Here is a 17010-nt window from a genome sequence, read left to right on the forward strand (position 1 = left end):
CAGATAAAAGTGAACTAGATTTAACTGATAATAGTTCGGTTGAACCAGTTAATGAAAAAGCACAAAAATTACATTACATTCTATTTGGTAAAACATCAGAAAAAATAATTCCATTTTCTTGGATTAAAGCCAGTTGGAGATACATTGAAACTTTTGACTGTCACTTTGGTTTTAGTATTGAAGATGCAGTCAAGTATGAAATGATCACTATTATTGGAACTCCAGATATAGTTATACCCGTAAGTATAGAAAATGAGGATTTAATTCTTAAATTAATAAAAGAATCTAACCCCAAAGTTAAAATTGAAAGAATATGGGTCAAGTCATCAAAAGAACTAGGAGATTTTTTCAAAGATAGAGTAAAAAATGATCAAAGTTTTGAAGGCGGAAATGTGGGAATTTATGCACCGAAGAAAGCATAAACAACTTGCTGTGGCTTGAACCGTTTTATGCTTCAAGCCACACTTGCTTTTTTTACTGCTTTTTTAATTATCTTTCTCTCCCCCCGATAAATTACTTAAACTGCGACTAGCAACATCTGTACTTAATCCCCAAAGTACCAATCCCAAGTAATCAGAAAAAGGGTCAATTTTTTGCAGTATCCCCTTTTCTCCCCCAACCTTGGGATGCTGTTTTTTCTCTGTCAACTTTTGCTCCATTGTGCGTAAACTCCTCAAGCAGTTTAGACGGCCAGCGATCGCACCTAACTCTGCCTTAACCGTTTCCAAATCCATCTGATAAACTAACTTGCGGACTTGTTGCACCATTGGAGTGAGAATTTTCTCGTCTTCTGGGTCAGTTTCAGCAATCTCTCGTTGCAACTCATTCACTTTACCCAAAGCATCAGATTGGGGAATCCCCTTGGACTGCATATACTTGAGCAATCTGCCTAAAGCAATACCCACCAGTAAAACTAACAGTGGTAGAAAAGGCCCCGTACGCATACTTAAATCGATGGGAATTAACAGCCGCTCCTCTCTCCCCTCCAGAGTCAGATAAACTGCTCCTGTATAATGGTCAGGAGGAATATGTGATCGCTTCCAACTCAAAGGCAAACTGACAATCTTATTGGCAGCTAAGACTTGCGGGTTAGGTGCTACTACTTCTTTAGTAATTTGGTAGCCAGTTTTTTTACCCTCTAAAACTACCTCAGCACTACTAAGAGATACAGGTGCTAGGACTGGATTATCCAAAAGGAGTTGCCGTTGCTCCTGAAAAGCACTAGCTGGGAGTAAAAGATGAGCTAAACCACAATCGATACTGCACTGAACTAACTGAAGTTGTAGTTGTTTAGCACCTCCTAATGGCTCTATAGCTGGTTTGGTTTTTGCTATTACAGTTAAGGGAATCACCAATGCTTGCGATCGCTTTTGACCTGGTAACAGTAACTCAATCTCACCCTCATAGGTTCCAGGCACTTGAACACCATTCACCTTGACTTGAAAATCCTTTGGCACCTCAGCAGAAAGTGGAGACTTACTCGTCAACTCAACCTTTTCCCGACTAATTATTTCATCCCCTTCCTTGCGCTTCAAATCCGAAGCTAGAAACGTAAAATTTGGGATATCACCATCAGCAGCAGTTAATCGCAGATTTCCAATAAAGTTATTTTCGTTACCCAACCAAGCTGTTATTTTTAAAGGTTTATCCTTAGCATCTACTTGAATTCCTACCTTAGTCTGAGCTAAAGCCGAGGTAGGAAAAACCAGCAACATTAACAGAGTAATAGAAGTAATCCAGTGTTTCATTATCAGCATTAAAATAAATCTATTAATGGGCAACAGCACAAGCTAAAGCAATTTCGTGAGGTGCATACAGAGAATAAACTAAACCCAGGGGATTTAAATTATTCCGTAGTATTTCCCTCCGTACTGTTAGCATAGCTTGTCCCAAAGGTTCTCCTTGAAATAATTTTGTCAATAAGGCAAAGGCATAAGGTTCAGCGAACATTTCTGGAACTGGGCACTCAGTACCAATCACACCACTAGCACCAGCTGCTCGAAAATCATTGATTAAGCTAATATAACTTTCTGGGTTGTAATCTCCTGTCGCGCAACCATTGAGTAATACTAATGGGTGATGAGGCCAATTTAGCTCGCAAGCATCCAGAAAGAGACTATCAATTTCGGCGTTGCTGAGTTTAAGATAAGGTCTGTTACTAGATTCATCTACCCCACCATGACAGTAAAAGTAAACCAAATCTAGTTTAGGACTATGTTCTGCCCAAATATGCTCAAGCACAGAAGTTTCTTCAGCTATGAGAATTTCCACTTTACCAATCTGTTGAATTTTATCTAAATGGTCTCGCCATAAACTAAAATCACGCCACACATTAAAATTAATAGATAAAGTTTCCTCATTGGAAATTTGCCGTACTAATGTTAGAAATTGTGGTAATTCATTAGTTGTCCAGGCAGGTAATTGCTCAATAGCATAACGATAACCCCAAAAAGCATGAGGGCAAACAATCTTAGTATCACTTTTTAAAGGACACCCAGTACAATCTAGATCATGCTCTAGAAAATGGTTGCAGATACCACGAACACTGCTAATAGTGGTAAGCTTGCGTTCATATAGCAATGCCCAAGGAATTGTTAAATTTCCTGAAACTGGATTAACTTGGATCACTGTACCAGGTTGCAAAACTGCTCGTAACTTTTCTCCCTGATCTTCTCCTAAAGTCTGACTTTTATTTTCCGGCAGTATAGCACGATAAAGGTTGCGTCCAGCACCTGCTAGTTTAGGCAACCAGGTATTTAGTAGTTCTATATCTCCCTGACTTTTCCACATATACCCCTCATCACTAGAGGCAAGTAACTTTAGTTGTAGACGAACTGTGGCGATCGCTTCCCCTAGTGCAGCAGGTTGTAAGATGGTATCATAGAAAGCAATCTCTTTATTGCTCTGAGTGCGATCGAGAAAGCGGAAATCAACACTACCATCACGCTGATCCCTTTCTACGTTTACAGTTAGAACTCTTTCTGGTAATAATGCTAATTGCTGATTGGTGAGTAAGTTGGTAGTCGTAAAATTAATGTGAGCAGTTTGAGGTGGACGCAAAGATTCTGGAATTTCTGACCCAGCAGCAGCGATAATTAGAACTGTGATTTGCTTAGATTGGAGGAGATAGCCGCGATAGAACAACTCCGCTTGGATATAACCGCGACCTTCAAGTAAATTAGGTTTGACAGTAAATTTGATGCTATTGGAAGCACCAATACGGGGTAAAGTAAACTGTTTTACGGGAGTATCTATACTGAAATCCTGTTCTTTAGCAGTAACAACTACATCAAGAGATAATGTTTCTTGGTCATGCCAAACTTGAGCTAAAACATCGTCAGGGAAAAGGGTTGAATCTGTATCTATGCCTTTTTTCTCTGGACTGATATCAACTAATAAAGTATAAACCTGTCCGTGAATCAGAGGTTCAGTTGGTGGAATAATGGTGCGGTTACTAGGATTACTAAAGTAAGTATTAAAATAACGGTAATTTTGTATATAGTCAGAAAGAGGCTCTAAAACTGAACTTACTTGCTTAACTGTTTGGTCTTGGTTTTTAGTAGTCAGGATAACACTAGTAAACTCAATAACCTGATTAGTTTGGCTATAAGTTATATTCTTGGGCTGACCATTAAAGGTTACAACTTCTCTGGTCTCTGCTTGAGAAAATTCTGCAACTAAATCATCAGGGCTAGGTAATAACTCTAGTGGTAACACACCTTCTAGGGCATCTAGTTTAGCTTTGTTAGATAGATAAAGATGATGCAAAGTAGTATTTGCCTCAATCATCGTCATTAGTTCTTCTTCAGTAGAATCCCAGTAATCGGGTATAGCCAATTGTGCCCCTATACCTTGTAAAAGTTCCTGTTCGTCTCTGTTCAAAGGAACTTTCAGTTCTTTCAGAGCAAGCAACAGAGCTAGTAAAGTTTTAGTAATGGAAGAATTCATTAAGCTAAACATTTTGTATTATTGTATTGATATAAACATATTTTTTATGAAAAGTGAAGCACTGGTGATTGGTATTAACCAATACCCCTTTTTAAAAAATACGCCTAAAAGTAGAGCTAAACACGTGAAAACACCTGCTGCTGATGCAGAAGCAATAGGACAACTTCTAGAGCAATATGGGGAATTTCAGGTACAGAGACTACCTGTAATTAATCAAGCTGATGAGCTGCAAGTTAATCCGCAGGAGCTTGTCAAATTAGAAGAATTGAAGCAGACAATCACTGAATTATTTCACCCGCAAAGCCCTCATATACCTGATACAGCAGTGCTTTTTTTCGCAGGGCATGGTCTGCGGAGAAGTGGCGATGGAGTCACAGAGGGTTATTTGGCAACAAGCGATACTCTCCCTAGTAGGGATAGGTGGGGTTTATCTCTTCAATGGTTGCGCCAAATATTACATGATAGTCCAGTACGACAACAAATTGTTTGGTTAGATTGCTGTCACAGTGGTGAATTGCTGAATTTTGCTGAAACGGATTTAGGGCTAAATAACTTTCACAAAATCAGCCCAGTATGAAAAATTTTCAAAATTTCAAATTAGAACCTAACACTATCAATGAGTTAGTGAATTTGCTGCAACCTTTTCTAGAAAATGAGAGAGACCGCCGTCCATTTTTAGTTTTAGCATTGGGTACTGATGCTCCTATATTGCAACATATCAATTGGAGTGGTTCCGTAGCAAGTTTCACACCACATATGTTGGATCAGTTAGCAAATATTGGTGGAGAACAAGCTTTTTATGCAGTATTAGAACATACAAAATCACAGGTAGGGACAGAGGTAAAAGAACGTATCAACAAAATTATTGAACAATTTAATTTATCTACTTTTAAAGAAATTAAGATTACTCTCTCTGACTGTTTATCTGATCTTCAAAAGTTACAGAAAGAATCAGATTACATAGTACAAGATATACGAGTAGATGTTGCTGGTTTCAATCTTCCCCGAACTGATTTAATTGCTAACGCTCAAAAATTAATTTCAGAAGCGCCGTTAATCGAAATAGTTGGCTCATCTGGAGTTGGTAAGTCAGCTTTATTAAAGACTCTTGTTGAGTATCAACGAAAAGAAGGTCAGGTGTTAGTCCTTTCAGGAGATCGTATTACTGGGACAAGTTGGAGTAATTATGCTGACTCATTACAAATTCAACAGCCGTTAAATAAACTACTTTTAATATTAAGCAGGAATACTCAACCAACTATTTTCATTGATGGAATTGATCGCATTACTGAGACAGGTAAACAGACTGTTATAAAAGATTTGTTTCATACGTTAGTGGAAGTTCCACTTAGTGAAGATAGTTCTCGGCATTGGAAAGTTGTATTTACGGCACGGGAAGAAAATCTACAGCAAATTTACAAATGGCTTAATTGGCAAGCACTAGGAAAGCCAGCAAGGTTGCAAGTACCAGAGTTAACCCAAGCAGAACTCCAAAGTGTCCTCGAACATATTCCTCGACTCAAACCACTACTATCTCTTAGCCAGCTTTCGCCTATTCTTAAGAATCCATTGATGTTGAAGCTGCTGGAAGACCCACGTATGCTTCCCAATATAGAAGACTTACCACATATTGCTACGGAGATTGAAGTAAGTAATGTATGGTGGTCAAGAGTTGTCATTGGACAAAATCCTATTATTGGTGAAGGTAGAGAACAAATACTCACAAGTCTAGGTGAAAAGGCTGTTAAGTTTCCCGGAACTAGGCTCCGCATCGAAAATGCTAATCCAGAAGCAGTTGTTTCTCTAAAACAAGATCGGATTCTGATTCAAGATCCTGATCGGCGATTATTTCGCTTTGGTCATGACTTACTTGAGGACTGGGTGATGCTTCGTGTAATAAATGAATATCGAGAGGAACTGCCTGCTTACCTCAAGGAGTTGGGTGAACCTTTCGGTTTATTGAGATCTGTTCAGTTAGTGGGAGTCGCTCTCCTGGAAAGTCATGCCACGGCTGAATCTTGGATAAACTTGATTGAACAAGTTGAACAAGCTTCGGAACTTTCTCCTAGATGGCGGCAAGCATTATTGACTGCGCCTCTAGTATCTCCACGTTCTAGCGAATTGCTTGATAAAGCTGAACCGCTACTTGTAGCTGATAATGCACGACGGCTTATTGAGTTACTGATTGCGGTACGTACATTGGAAGTAATGCCGAACTTTTCACTAATGTTTTTATTTACAGAAGCAGAGCTAAAGTCAAGCGATCGCGTGATGCCGATTTTAATGAGCGACCCTATCCCAAGATGGTCAGTTTGGCAACCTTTTATGGGGTGGTTGCTAAAACGGATCAATGATTTACCTACTAACGTTCGTCCAGAAGTTGTCAAGCTAATGGAGATTTGGCAAGTCAAGTCACCCACAGACTCAATTTATCGAAAGGAAACTGGTGAGATAGCGATCGCATGGCTTAAAGAACAAGAAGCAAGGAGAGATTGGTAATGTCGAGATTTCATGAATATGAAACGAGTTTACATAGAATAATCCTGTACTCAGCCGATGTTCTGCCAGAGCAAGTGATAACTTATCTCAACGAACTTGCTAAGTCTAACAATGACGAAACAAAAGAGAAGTTAATTTCTAAAATACAAGACTTTAAGCCTGTTGTCGATTCAATCCCCAAAGAATTTGTTGATTTTGTAATCAGTGTGCTGATCCGAAAACAAGTTAAATCAAAAAATAATCCTCATATTCCTAGAAGAATAACTAGCTCACCAGAAAATAGAAACTTTGGCATAAACGATATATTGAATTTCATCCCGCCTGCACCTATTCAAGGGCCATTCTTTTCTCTCTTACTTAATCATGAGGATGAAGGACTGCGGCTAGTCCATGCTCTCACCAATGCTGCATCTGAAAAATGGCATGAGTATAAACAGCGACAAGAAAATGACAGACTTACATTGACTCCTTTACCAGTCACTATTAATTTCCCCTCTGGTTATCGTGAATTTTGGGGTGATACTCAAGTTTATTGTTGGTTTCGAGGAACAACTGTTGGCCCATATACTGTAATTTCTGCCTTGATGGCATTAGAAGAGTGGATGGAGAGACAGATTGAAGCAGGTAGAGATGTTGAAGCTCTTTTTGAGAAGGTTTTATCTGGGAGCAATTCTGTTGCTGTACTAGGTATTTGCTTAAGTATGGCACTTGCTTATCCTGAAAAGTGCTCAAAAGTAGCGTTGCCAATTGCAAGCTGTCCCGACATTTGGGAAATGGACATAAGTCGTCTAGCTTATGACAGCACCAATTCATGGGATGGCTTTAAGGAATGGGAATGGAATGAGAGCAAGAAATTATATTATGAGGTTCTGGAAAGGCGAAATAAAAGACCGCAGCGTTCTCGGGAGATTAGAGGTTTAGCAATGTATTATGTTCTGTCAAGTGATGAATTTTTAAGAGTTACATTCGAGCAAGCTGTTGAGCAATTTACAGAAAATCTACCCTTTCGTTATCAACAAGAAAAAACAGACCCAAACACTGTGACTGCTCTTAGAGAAAAGATGGAAAACTATCAAGTATTTGGGAGGAGAGAAAATTATCGGCAACAGCAAGTAGGTGAAAATTGGCACATCTGGGTTGAGCGTCCCGAAGAAATTAGAAAACGCAATGAGGAGCTTCTTAAAGCTAACATTGAATTGGAATTTCGGCTTGGTGTGTACCTATGGGCAGAAGAGACTATAAAAAATGGTAAAGCAAATGAGAGAATGACTTTAGAAGAGGCTGTTACCGCAGCTAAGAAATTACAAACATCTGAAGATTTTGCTGAAATGGAGCAAGAAGATATTCATGCTCATGCTACTCGTTTTCAAGTAATAGTTGGTGTTGCCGCAGCTATTCTCATTGCAGATTTTGATTGGTCAAGAACACAGAATCATTTAGAGTGGAGTGGTGCTATTTTACTTGCAGCGGCTCGTATGCCTAAAGCATCCATGTATGATATGTCCCCGTCTAGCGTAAAAGTTTATGCTGGACGGAGTTTAGCTTTATTGATTGCTCATGGTATAGCAGATACTGAAGTACGGCAACAGATTCTCCAGTTAATAAGTGAGTCAGTGAGGCACTTTTCCGATGCTGGAGAAGTAGTAAAAGCAGTATTTATTGGTCTAGGAAATGCCTGGAATATCGATCCAGTATTATGTTGGAATTTATTAAGCCTTTGTCTCTCGCTATCTGTAATTCCTGGGGAACTTTACTATGGAAATCGTGTTGGGCAATTTGAAACCAGCTTTGAGGAGTTAGAAACTTGGGAAGACAATGTAATTCAGAATCATTTTGATTATTTAGCAAAAGATGAAATACCGGATTTACCTAGAATTCCTACCACAAAAAATATCGTTTTTGTTCATGGTAAAACTCAATATGGACTTTATGCTTTGCCACTTACAGAACTGTGTCGAGACCCCGATATAAAAGACAAATTAATTCAGCTATGTGACGATTTAATAGCTCGAACAATTGTAGACAACTTGCCAGTGAAAGATAAAAGTTATTCCCAGACTCATAAGCCCTATACGTGGAATCCTTTTATCTTTAATTGGGCAGCATATTTAGCAAAATTTTTAAGTGTAGAGGAAATTCGTCAGCACATTTTGACACCATTGCGAGACAATTGGTCTCAGGTTCCAGAACTGACAGCCTATCTTCTTGATGGATATATTAGTCATCAAATTGCCTACATTGACGGGCCAAGCACACAAGCTTTAGAAACTTGGAAAGAAATTTGCAACTGGGTATTGGATAGTCCAGAAATTGCTAGAACAACCAGTGATGACTACCTTGATCGGGACACTGGGGAAGTATTACAACTGATCATCTTTACCCAGTATGGTAAATCTCGTATTAAGGAAAATTGGCAGCACGCCCACCTTTTTATTGATATTTTTGATAAGTGGGTTAGCGTAGCTGGTCATCATCCTTATGCCTATAGCCATCTTCTTACAATGCTCGACGGTATTGGTCAACAGTTTGCACCAGAACCAACACTTGAATGGTTAAATAGATGCGCGAATAATGCTATTCATGACCTTTGGAATGAAGAGCGTGGGAATGGAAGACGGACAGCAGAATTATTAAACCGTATTTGGATCAGTTTTGAGCGGCAGATTCGTAATAATAAGGCAATCCTAAAACATTACTCTAATTTAGTGTATCGATTGGTAGAAGCTGGTATTCCCCTTGCGAGTGTACTTCGAGAACAGTTAGAGAAACGAGGAACTTCAGCTTGAATACTTAATTATTATGATTCAACCCCCAGCAAAGGAGCCTGTCACACATACTTCCACTGGTACTTACTGTAAACATAGTGAAAATCATCCAATCACAGTATTTTGTGTGTTAATATAAACACTTAAATATTATTCAACTTGCTATAGGAGTGCAGACATTGACTATTCAGCTATCGCAAACTGACTTCCAAGGACTGAGCCGTATCGTACAGAATTTGCCCGACTTTGCTAATGTACGCGATCGCCGTCGTTTAGTCGCAGGTGCATTAGAAGGTGTAGCCCAAGCAGATATTATTATGGCGCGGTTAGATTTGGATGGTACACCGATGGGTGTTTCTGTGGAAGTGGTGCGATTTTTAGCTCAATTTGGACGAGTTGCTTACGATAAAGAAGCCCTCGCTGTCTTCCTCAACTATATTCAGCCTTACACTGGGGATGAAGATAAAGACTTTATCGTAGAACTATTTCAGAACTACCCCCTTGATGTTCCAGTCAGTCCTAGCCGTGGAATTGGCAACTGGAAGGGAATGGATAGTACAGCTGATATCAAAGAAAAGATTATTGGGGAAAACACATTACGCGATATTTACATTTTAAACTTAGCTCTGGAAGCATCAAAAGCCGTGGTGCGTATCAAAACTCCACAAGGTCTGGGTACGGGGTTTATGATTGCACCTAATTTATTAATGAGCAATAATCACGTTATTAATAGTCAAGAAGTAGCCGAGAAAAGTGATTTTAGCTTTAATTATCAACTGGATGTTAACGGTAAGCAATGCCCAACGCAGACTACTGGAGCTTTAGCTGAAGGTTCTTTTTACACTAATAAAGAACTGGATTACACGGTGGTAACCCTGAAAGAAGTACCCGACTTCGGCAAACCCTTAATCTTCAAAAGTAAATTAATGCGGCGAGATGACCGTGTAGCAATTATTCAACATCCAGGTGGTCATTTAAAGAAAATCTCCATCCAGAATAACTTTGTCGCTTATGCCGATAATCAAGTGTTGCAATATACTACTAGTACAGAACCAGGTTCATCAGGTTCTCCTGTTTTCGATGATGATTTTCAGGTAGTTGGGATTCACCATAGCGGTGGTATGTTAGTAGAACCAAGTACGCAACGAAGGTATTTACGCAATGCAGGAACGAGTGCGATCGCTCTCTTGAATGATCTAAAAAACAACGCACCGGAAATTTATACAAGATTACAGGGATAATTTAGATGGCAGAACTCAGTGGAAAAATCATTCAAGAATTAGTGCTTATCCTAAGACCATTTATGCGGGACAAGCAAGAACGTCAGGCTTATCTGACTATGGCTTTAGGGACTAATGCAACCGTTTCAAACCGTCTGGCATGGGATACACCTGTAGATGTATTCATTCCCCAAATGGTAAACGAACTGGTATTATCTGGAGAAATTACTTCTGGGAAACCTGCCATTTGTGCATTATTAGAGGTCATTTATGAAAGTACAAGTGTAGATATTCAGCCCAAAATTCAAAGTTTGTCGCTACAACTTAAAGAAGAATTGACTCTAGATAAAGTCTCTGAAGTTTATCGTCAAGATGTAGAAGAATATTTTACTATTACTCTAAATAAACTTCGAGAACAAGGTTGTTTAGATATTCGCAACAATTTTATTCATGGTAACAATGAATTTAAATATGTTGCTAGAATTATAGATTTTGAGTTGCCATTTGGATTAATCAATATGCGTGGAGAAACTTTCTTTATGTTTTCTGAATTTAGTTATATAAATATGAAGATTTTACAGCGATTTTCTGCTCAAAGTCTAGATCGTGCTAAGAAGCTAGTAAATTCCTCATTAATTGGTCAAGCATTATATAACTTCAGAGTACCTACTAATATTTGTTTTGCAGTTGCCATTGTTGACATACTTGATGATAGAACTGCGGCTGAAGTGCAAACAACTAATCCCTTAGACCACAGATTGGACTTACTATGGTATGAAGTACCTGTAATTTACGAGATTACTCAAAAAAGACTTTACTTCTATAATCAACCATCGAATTTTTTTGAAAATTTTAAGGGAGAAATTGTCTGGAAAAAGTTACGTGAGGTAATTCAGAATCTACTATCAATAAACTGTTAATGCTTAAGTTGACTGGATATTCATTTACTATAAATTCTGGATATGTAATCATTTTCCATTCAGAGTCACTAAATATAATCACTTTTTTGATTGAGTGTAGTTAGTCAATGACACTAAGTAGCGAATTAATTCAAAAATTATTACCCCTTCTCATGGAACATATCAACGATGACAAGGACTGTAAAGCCTATTTAATAAAATCTCTAGGCACTGATGAAAAAATATCGCAGCGTGTGATATGGAACACATCAAAGGACAATTTTATGACTTATGTAATCAAGGAACTAGATTTATTAGGTGTCATTAACTGTGGTAAATCGGCACTTTGCGCTTTTCTCAAAGAAATTAGCCAAAATGTAGGTCATGATACACATGAAAAGTTTAATCAAATTATTTTAGAACTTCAAGGTACTCACATACAACCCAATTTACTTTTTGATCTAATTCTTGATATTGACTTTAACGAGCAAGTAGAATTTGTTGATAACATAATGAAATCGCACCGCATAGCAGCTTTTCTGGTACACGGAAAAGCAGATTATGGACAAGATTTATTAGTAACACAGTTAGTCCGATTGACATCTACTTGGAGAAATAATCAGCCAATTAGAAATGATGTTACTAATAGAACTGCTTCTATAAGTTTTGATAGTTTAAGAAAACAACTAGCGCGTTCATTCTTATTACCTCTAAATACTCCTATTTCAGTAATTATAGAAAAAATTTGTGAACGGTGGCAGACAAAAGATGTAATAATTATTTTTGACAAAGTGAACTTTATGCCACCCTGTATTCTTTCTGAGTGGCTGCATAATTTTTGGCATCCCTTAGTAGAATTATCAACACAAAATACGCCTGTTAAAGAAACGTATTTATTAATGTTTTTGGTAGATAATTATGAAGATGATTCAAAATTGAATGCTTTAATTACTTTAAATAATTTGCATTTAAATCAATTTTATCAATTGCCTGCTGTAAATCCCTTTTCAGAAGATATACTTAATAAATGGATTCGCAATGTTAAGATGAAGAGTTCAATAAAAATACCTGATACTTTAGATGCTCAAATATTATTAGAAGAACCATGTAATGGTATTCCTAGTCTTGTCTGTGACAAAATCTACGAAAAGTTCGGTTATGATTGGGAAGGAGAGTGGGCAGCAAAATGGTTGATTTAATAAGTATACTTAGTACCAAAGACAAGCCATATTATACAGGCAAATCAATTTCACCCCAGGAGTGTCAAAGCAAAGGATTATTCCCTTATTTGCCATCACCAGAACTCATCACAGCCGTCAATCTGGCTATCTTCTTAGAAAAACGTCCCTTATTGCTCAAAGGTGAACCTGGATGTGGTAAAACCTGTTTAGCACAAGCAGTAGCTCACGAATTGGGTTTACCCTACGAAGCTTGGTATATAAAATCTACAACCAGAGCCAGAGATGGACTTTACACCTACGATGCGGTTGGACGCTTACATGATGCTCAACTTTCTCGCATGGGGGAAGTAAGCAATTCTCAAGTCAAAGATTTAGATAATTATATTAAATTGGGTCCTTTGGGACGTGCATTTAAAAATGAAAAATGCACCGTAGTTTTAATTGATGAAATTGATAAAGCTGATATTGACTTCCCCAATGATTTGTTACGAGAGTTAGATGAACAGAAATTTACAATTGAAGAAAAGGGGGAAGAAGTCAAAGCAAATTACCCTCCAATTATTATCGTTACTAGCAACGATGAAAAGGATTTACCAGATGCTTTCCTGCGGCGTTGTCTGTTTTATTATATTCAGTTTCCAGATAAACAACAATTAGAAGAAATTGTCAAGTCACATTTTGGAGAATTATTACCCAATTTAGTAAAAGCTGCTGTACAGTGTTTTAGTGAATTGCGGCAGAAAATGGAGAAGGGGAAAGCAGGTAAAAAAGTTAGCACCAGTGAGTTGTTAGATTGGTTTGCAGTGTTGCGGCAATTTCCTGAAGATGAGGTGTTAAAGCAGTTAGAGGGAGAAATACCTTTTCCAGAAGTTCTGTTGAAGAAATGGGAAGACCATCTGCGGTATTTAAAAAAATATGAAACTTGAAGAACTACCACTGCTAGATATTTTTAACAGCCTGCGACAGAGACATGGTTTGCCGTTGGGGGTTGAAGAATATTTGGTGGTTGTGCGTAGTTTAAAAGCCGGGGTTGGTGTTAATAGTCGCCAGGAATTAGAGCAGCTTTGCTGTATGTTGTGGGCAAAATCTGAAGAAGAAAATCGCCTGATTCAACGCTTATTTGGGGAGATGTGGAAACAAATCGAATTACACCCTATAAATTCTCCAGAATCTTTGCATGAACCTACATCCAGTAATGACACTTCAACTTTAATTTCCAACTCATTTACACCAGAAAATTACGAATCCGACTCAATTGAAACACCAACATCTGAAGAATTTCCTCTTGATGATGAAGTAATATCTAATTTAGAAACAACTCCCACTATTACACCGGAACCAGTACAAGCTGTCCAAGCTGTGCGGAGTATTCGCAGGGATAGGGAACTCAAACGCCATCGTTATATGCTGTTGACAGAATATTTCCCTGTGACTAAGCGACAAATGAAGCAATGCTGGCGTTATCTGCGTCGTCCGGTGCGCCAAGGAGTACCTACAGAATTAGATGTGGACGCGACGGTGGCGAAAATTGGGCGTGAGGGTATTTTACTGCAACCTGTAATGATGCCACCGCGTACAAATCGCACGGATTTGGTGCTACTAATTGACCAGGAAGGCTCAATGGTTCCGTTTCACGATTTATCGCGGCAGTTGGTGGAAACGGCACAACGGGGAGGACGGTTGAGAACAACCAATGTATTTTATTTTCACGACTACCCAGATGAATACTTATATCGGCATCCAGCGATGCTTGAGGCAAAGGCTGTTTCTGAAATGTTAGAGGAAATAGGCGAACGAGCGGCTGTATTAATTATTAGCGATGCCGGAGCAGCACGGGGGAATTTTGACTCTATCCTTCCCACAGCACTACGCATAGCTAAAGCTTTAAAGTTATCCTGTCCCTGTTCCACAAGCTTGGTAAATAAGGCTACATTATATTCGTTTATTTCATAGATAGGTGCTAGATCACACAAATATTTAAGTAGACTTACTAATGGATGGTACTCTAATCTTTGATTTGAGATGCGGTATGTTCTAAATGCTGCTACTAAGGCAGTAGCAAAATTGTTGGGCTTGGCATCAAGTTTCAAGTTGCTTAATAAAGCAGTATCGATACCAGCGCTCTCCAAAACATCTTGGCGTTCACTGGCGCTAATTTTAATCGCAAATTGGTTTAGAGCAATACTTAACGGTGCAACATCATCCTGAGCCAAGAATGATTCTGGGTTCATAGGGTCTTTACCTTTTGAAATAGCAAACGCATCCGGACCTTGAAAGAAAAATTTAATTTATTGTACTTCAATACCACTTCAATACCTCATAAATTACATTTTTATAGCTAATTTTAGGCTAAAAATTAAATATTTGCCAGTATACAACCATTGGTGACAAGTTAAGGAAAAAGGGAAATTGTCAAGGGTAGTATTTGCACTGATCAAAATTGTGGGAAACTGAGGATAGACAAGTAATTGAGCGATTGAGTCCAGCCATGACTACCAGTAAAAAAAGCAACAGATACCACGCCAAAAAGAAACATAGGCCAATGGTGGAAGACAAAGTAATTGCAGAGCAACTGGAAAAATTACTGACACCAGCAATTACAAATCAAGAAAATTACTACCGAAAATTAGGACTCAGAGAGCGGATATTGAATTTACCGTTGATGATGGCTGCGGTGTTAACATTATTGTGGCGAGATGTAGCAGGAGTCAGAGAACTGACAAGAATGTTAGCCAGAGACGGTTTTCTGTGGTGTAATCCTACAAAAGTTAGTCAACAAGCGGTATCACAACGATTTTTAACATTTCCCAATGAGTTATTTGAGAAAGTATTTAAAGATTTATTACCAAGTTTAAGAACAGCTTGGCACAGTAGAAATAAACGTCCATTACCAGAAAGTATTCAATTTACATTATCAAAATTCGAGAAAATTTGGATAGTAGATGGCTCAACATTGGAGGCATTGTTTAGAAAATTAAAAAGTTTAGAAGAAGCTCATTATGGACAATTAGCAGGCAAGATAAGTACAGTCATTGATTTAATGACCAGACTACCTGTTGAGATTTGGTTTGAAGAAAATCCCAAAGCTTCTGATACTAAACTAGAAGAAAATATCTTAAATTTAGTGACCGAAAAAACTTTACTATTGTTGGATAGAGGATTCTATCATTTTAATTTTTGGCATCAATTAATCGAGAAAAAAGTTGATTTCATTACGAGAATTAAAAAGGGAGCAGCAATCAAAGTAGAACAAGTATTTACAGATAGTTATGGATTGCGAGATACAAAGATACGTCTCGGTTCTGGCACAAAAAAGACTCCATTTATCACTTTACGTTTGGTTGAAGTACGGTCAGGAAAAACATGGCATTCTTATTTAACTAGCGTCCTAGATCCTCATATTTTACCCTTATGTAGTTGCAGATTTATATAGGCGACGTTGGCGGATTGAAGATGCTTTTAATACGGTAAAAAGACTTTTGGGTTTAAGTTATTTATGGACGGGTTCAATAAATGGAATTAAGTTACAGATTTGGGCAACGTGGTTATTTTATGCTGTTTTATTAGATTTAGGTGATGCTGTAGCGGATGAACTTTCTCTGCCTTTTGATGATATTTCATTAGAAATGATTTATCGTGGTCTTTATCATTTCACTATGGCTCATCAAAAAGGTAAGGTAACAGACCCTGTTAAATATTTTGCTGACCCTCAAAATCGAGATTTAGGTATTATCAAACAGAAGCGAAAACCAAACGTAAAGTTAATTATCGCTCCTTTTCCGGATATTCAACGAGGAACTGACCAGTTTTTTTTCAATAATTTTCTGCAAGCCTCTTGACAAAAGACTTACAGTCTTAACTTGTCACCAATGGTATACAACCGATAATTTACTGATTTAATTTGAAAAATTTATCCAATAAGTTAAGGGACTTGCAGGAAATTAAATATACAGGAAATAAAAATGATAATCATTATGTTTGATTGATGGTTTCTGTAGCGATCGCCATTTTTTCAGCCGTAGTTGCAGCAGAGTATGACGAGTATGACTGCTCTAACTGTACGAGTAGCTTTTGAATCTCAGCAGCAGCTTCAGCAAGACTTTGGGGTTGTCCGGCAGCGTAGTGATTACCTGAACATAGTTACCTTGAATGTACTCATTATAGTTGCCACCACCTGTGCCGATATTGCGATAGGGTACGCTACCGCTCGAACTTGGCTAACAGGTTCTCTATATCCTTCACAAATACAACATTTTCAAGGGGTATTGGTTTTATACAAGGGGGTTTCAGATGGAAAATTTCGTTAAGCGAATAGTATTGCCTCCCATCTACCCCATCTACTCAACCAGTTTATCCCCACATTCCACTTAATCACTGATTGGAGTAGAAATTGAATTTAGGAATAATCAACCAAAATAAAATACATCAAAAAGCCTACCACTTTACATCAAATGATGGTTTTTAAAGAGCTAAATAAAGTGTAAAAATACAACTGACA

General features: G+C 38.0%; 12 protein-coding genes and 2 pseudogenes. 11 read left to right on the plus strand and 3 right to left on the minus strand.

Annotated features, from left to right (window positions below; translation table 11 throughout):
* Positions 1 to 422 (plus strand): hypothetical protein (locus IQ228_RS06880; protein ID WP_193962482.1); only part of this gene is annotated, 422 nt, incomplete at its 5' end.
* Between the two features lie 63 nt (positions 423 to 485).
* Here IQ228_RS06880 and IQ228_RS06885 read toward each other — a convergent pair.
* Together IQ228_RS06885 and IQ228_RS06890 are read right to left on the minus strand one after the other, a co-directional pair.
* Complete coding sequence (locus tag IQ228_RS06885) at positions 486 to 1757, minus strand: hypothetical protein (protein ID WP_228043733.1); 1272 nt, start codon at positions 1755 to 1757, stop codon at positions 486 to 488.
* Positions 1758 to 1770: 13 nt separating this feature from the next.
* Positions 1771 to 3960: a CHAT domain-containing protein gene (locus tag IQ228_RS06890; RefSeq protein WP_228043734.1), complete on the minus strand. Its 2190-nt coding sequence runs from the start codon at positions 3958 to 3960 to the stop codon at positions 1771 to 1773.
* Positions 3961 to 3994: 34 nt separating this feature from the next.
* On the opposite strand from IQ228_RS06890, the gene IQ228_RS06895 reads away from it, so the two are divergent.
* From IQ228_RS06895 to IQ228_RS06930, 8 genes are all read left to right on the plus strand, one after another.
* On the plus strand, positions 3995 to 4525 hold the full coding sequence (locus IQ228_RS06895) for a caspase family protein (protein ID WP_193962483.1): 531 nt from the start codon (positions 3995 to 3997) through the stop codon (positions 4523 to 4525).
* Positions 4522 to 6447: a hypothetical protein gene (locus IQ228_RS06900; RefSeq protein WP_193962484.1), complete on the plus strand. Its 1926-nt coding sequence runs from the start codon at positions 4522 to 4524 to the stop codon at positions 6445 to 6447. Before IQ228_RS06895 ends, IQ228_RS06900 begins: the two co-directional genes overlap by 4 nt.
* Entirely contained in the window at positions 6447 to 9233 is a 2787-nt protein-coding gene (locus IQ228_RS06905; protein ID WP_193962485.1) for a hypothetical protein, read from the plus strand. Before IQ228_RS06900 ends, IQ228_RS06905 begins: the two co-directional genes overlap by 1 nt.
* Before the next feature lie 149 nt (positions 9234 to 9382).
* Entirely contained in the window at positions 9383 to 10453 is a 1071-nt protein-coding gene (locus IQ228_RS06910) for a trypsin-like peptidase domain-containing protein (protein WP_370566835.1), read from the plus strand.
* A gap of 5 nt (positions 10454 to 10458) precedes the next feature.
* A complete protein-coding gene (locus IQ228_RS06915; RefSeq protein ID WP_193962487.1) occupies positions 10459 to 11352 on the plus strand; it encodes a hypothetical protein in 894 nt (297 codons plus the stop codon).
* Between the two features lie 107 nt (positions 11353 to 11459).
* A complete protein-coding gene (locus tag IQ228_RS06920) occupies positions 11460 to 12530 on the plus strand; it encodes an XRE family transcriptional regulator (protein WP_228043735.1) in 1071 nt (356 codons plus the stop codon).
* Positions 12518 to 13438 carry a MoxR family ATPase gene (locus IQ228_RS06925; protein ID WP_193962489.1) on the plus strand — a complete coding sequence of 307 codons (921 nt, stop codon included), beginning with the start codon at positions 12518 to 12520 and terminating at the stop codon, positions 13436 to 13438. The genes IQ228_RS06920 and IQ228_RS06925 overlap by 13 nt, the downstream gene beginning before the upstream one ends.
* Positions 13428 to 14465, plus strand: a complete 1038-nt coding sequence (locus IQ228_RS06930) for a hypothetical protein (RefSeq protein ID WP_228043736.1) — start codon at positions 13428 to 13430, stop codon at positions 14463 to 14465. Before IQ228_RS06925 ends, IQ228_RS06930 begins: the two co-directional genes overlap by 11 nt.
* On the opposite strand, the pseudogene IQ228_RS27375 reads toward IQ228_RS06930, so the two are convergent.
* A pseudogene (locus tag IQ228_RS27375) lies at positions 14450 to 14743 on the minus strand (hypothetical protein); the annotation flags it as partial. The gene IQ228_RS06930 and the pseudogene IQ228_RS27375 sit on opposite strands and share 16 nt — an antisense overlap.
* Before the next feature lie 311 nt (positions 14744 to 15054).
* On the opposite strand from IQ228_RS27375, the pseudogene IQ228_RS06935 reads away from it, so the two are divergent.
* Together IQ228_RS06935 and IQ228_RS06940 are read left to right on the plus strand one after the other, a co-directional pair.
* Positions 15055 to 16351 (plus strand): annotated as a pseudogene (locus tag IQ228_RS06935) (IS4 family transposase).
* Positions 16352 to 16546: 195 nt separating this feature from the next.
* Entirely contained in the window at positions 16547 to 16819 is a 273-nt protein-coding gene (locus IQ228_RS06940) for a hypothetical protein (protein ID WP_193962490.1), read from the plus strand.
* Positions 16820 to 17010: the final 191 nt, after the last annotated feature.

The sequence above is a fragment of the Dolichospermum sp. LEGE 00246 genome, assembly GCF_015207865.1.
GTDB classification, from domain to species: Bacteria; Cyanobacteriota; Cyanobacteriia; order Cyanobacteriales; family Nostocaceae; genus Dolichospermum; species Dolichospermum heterosporum.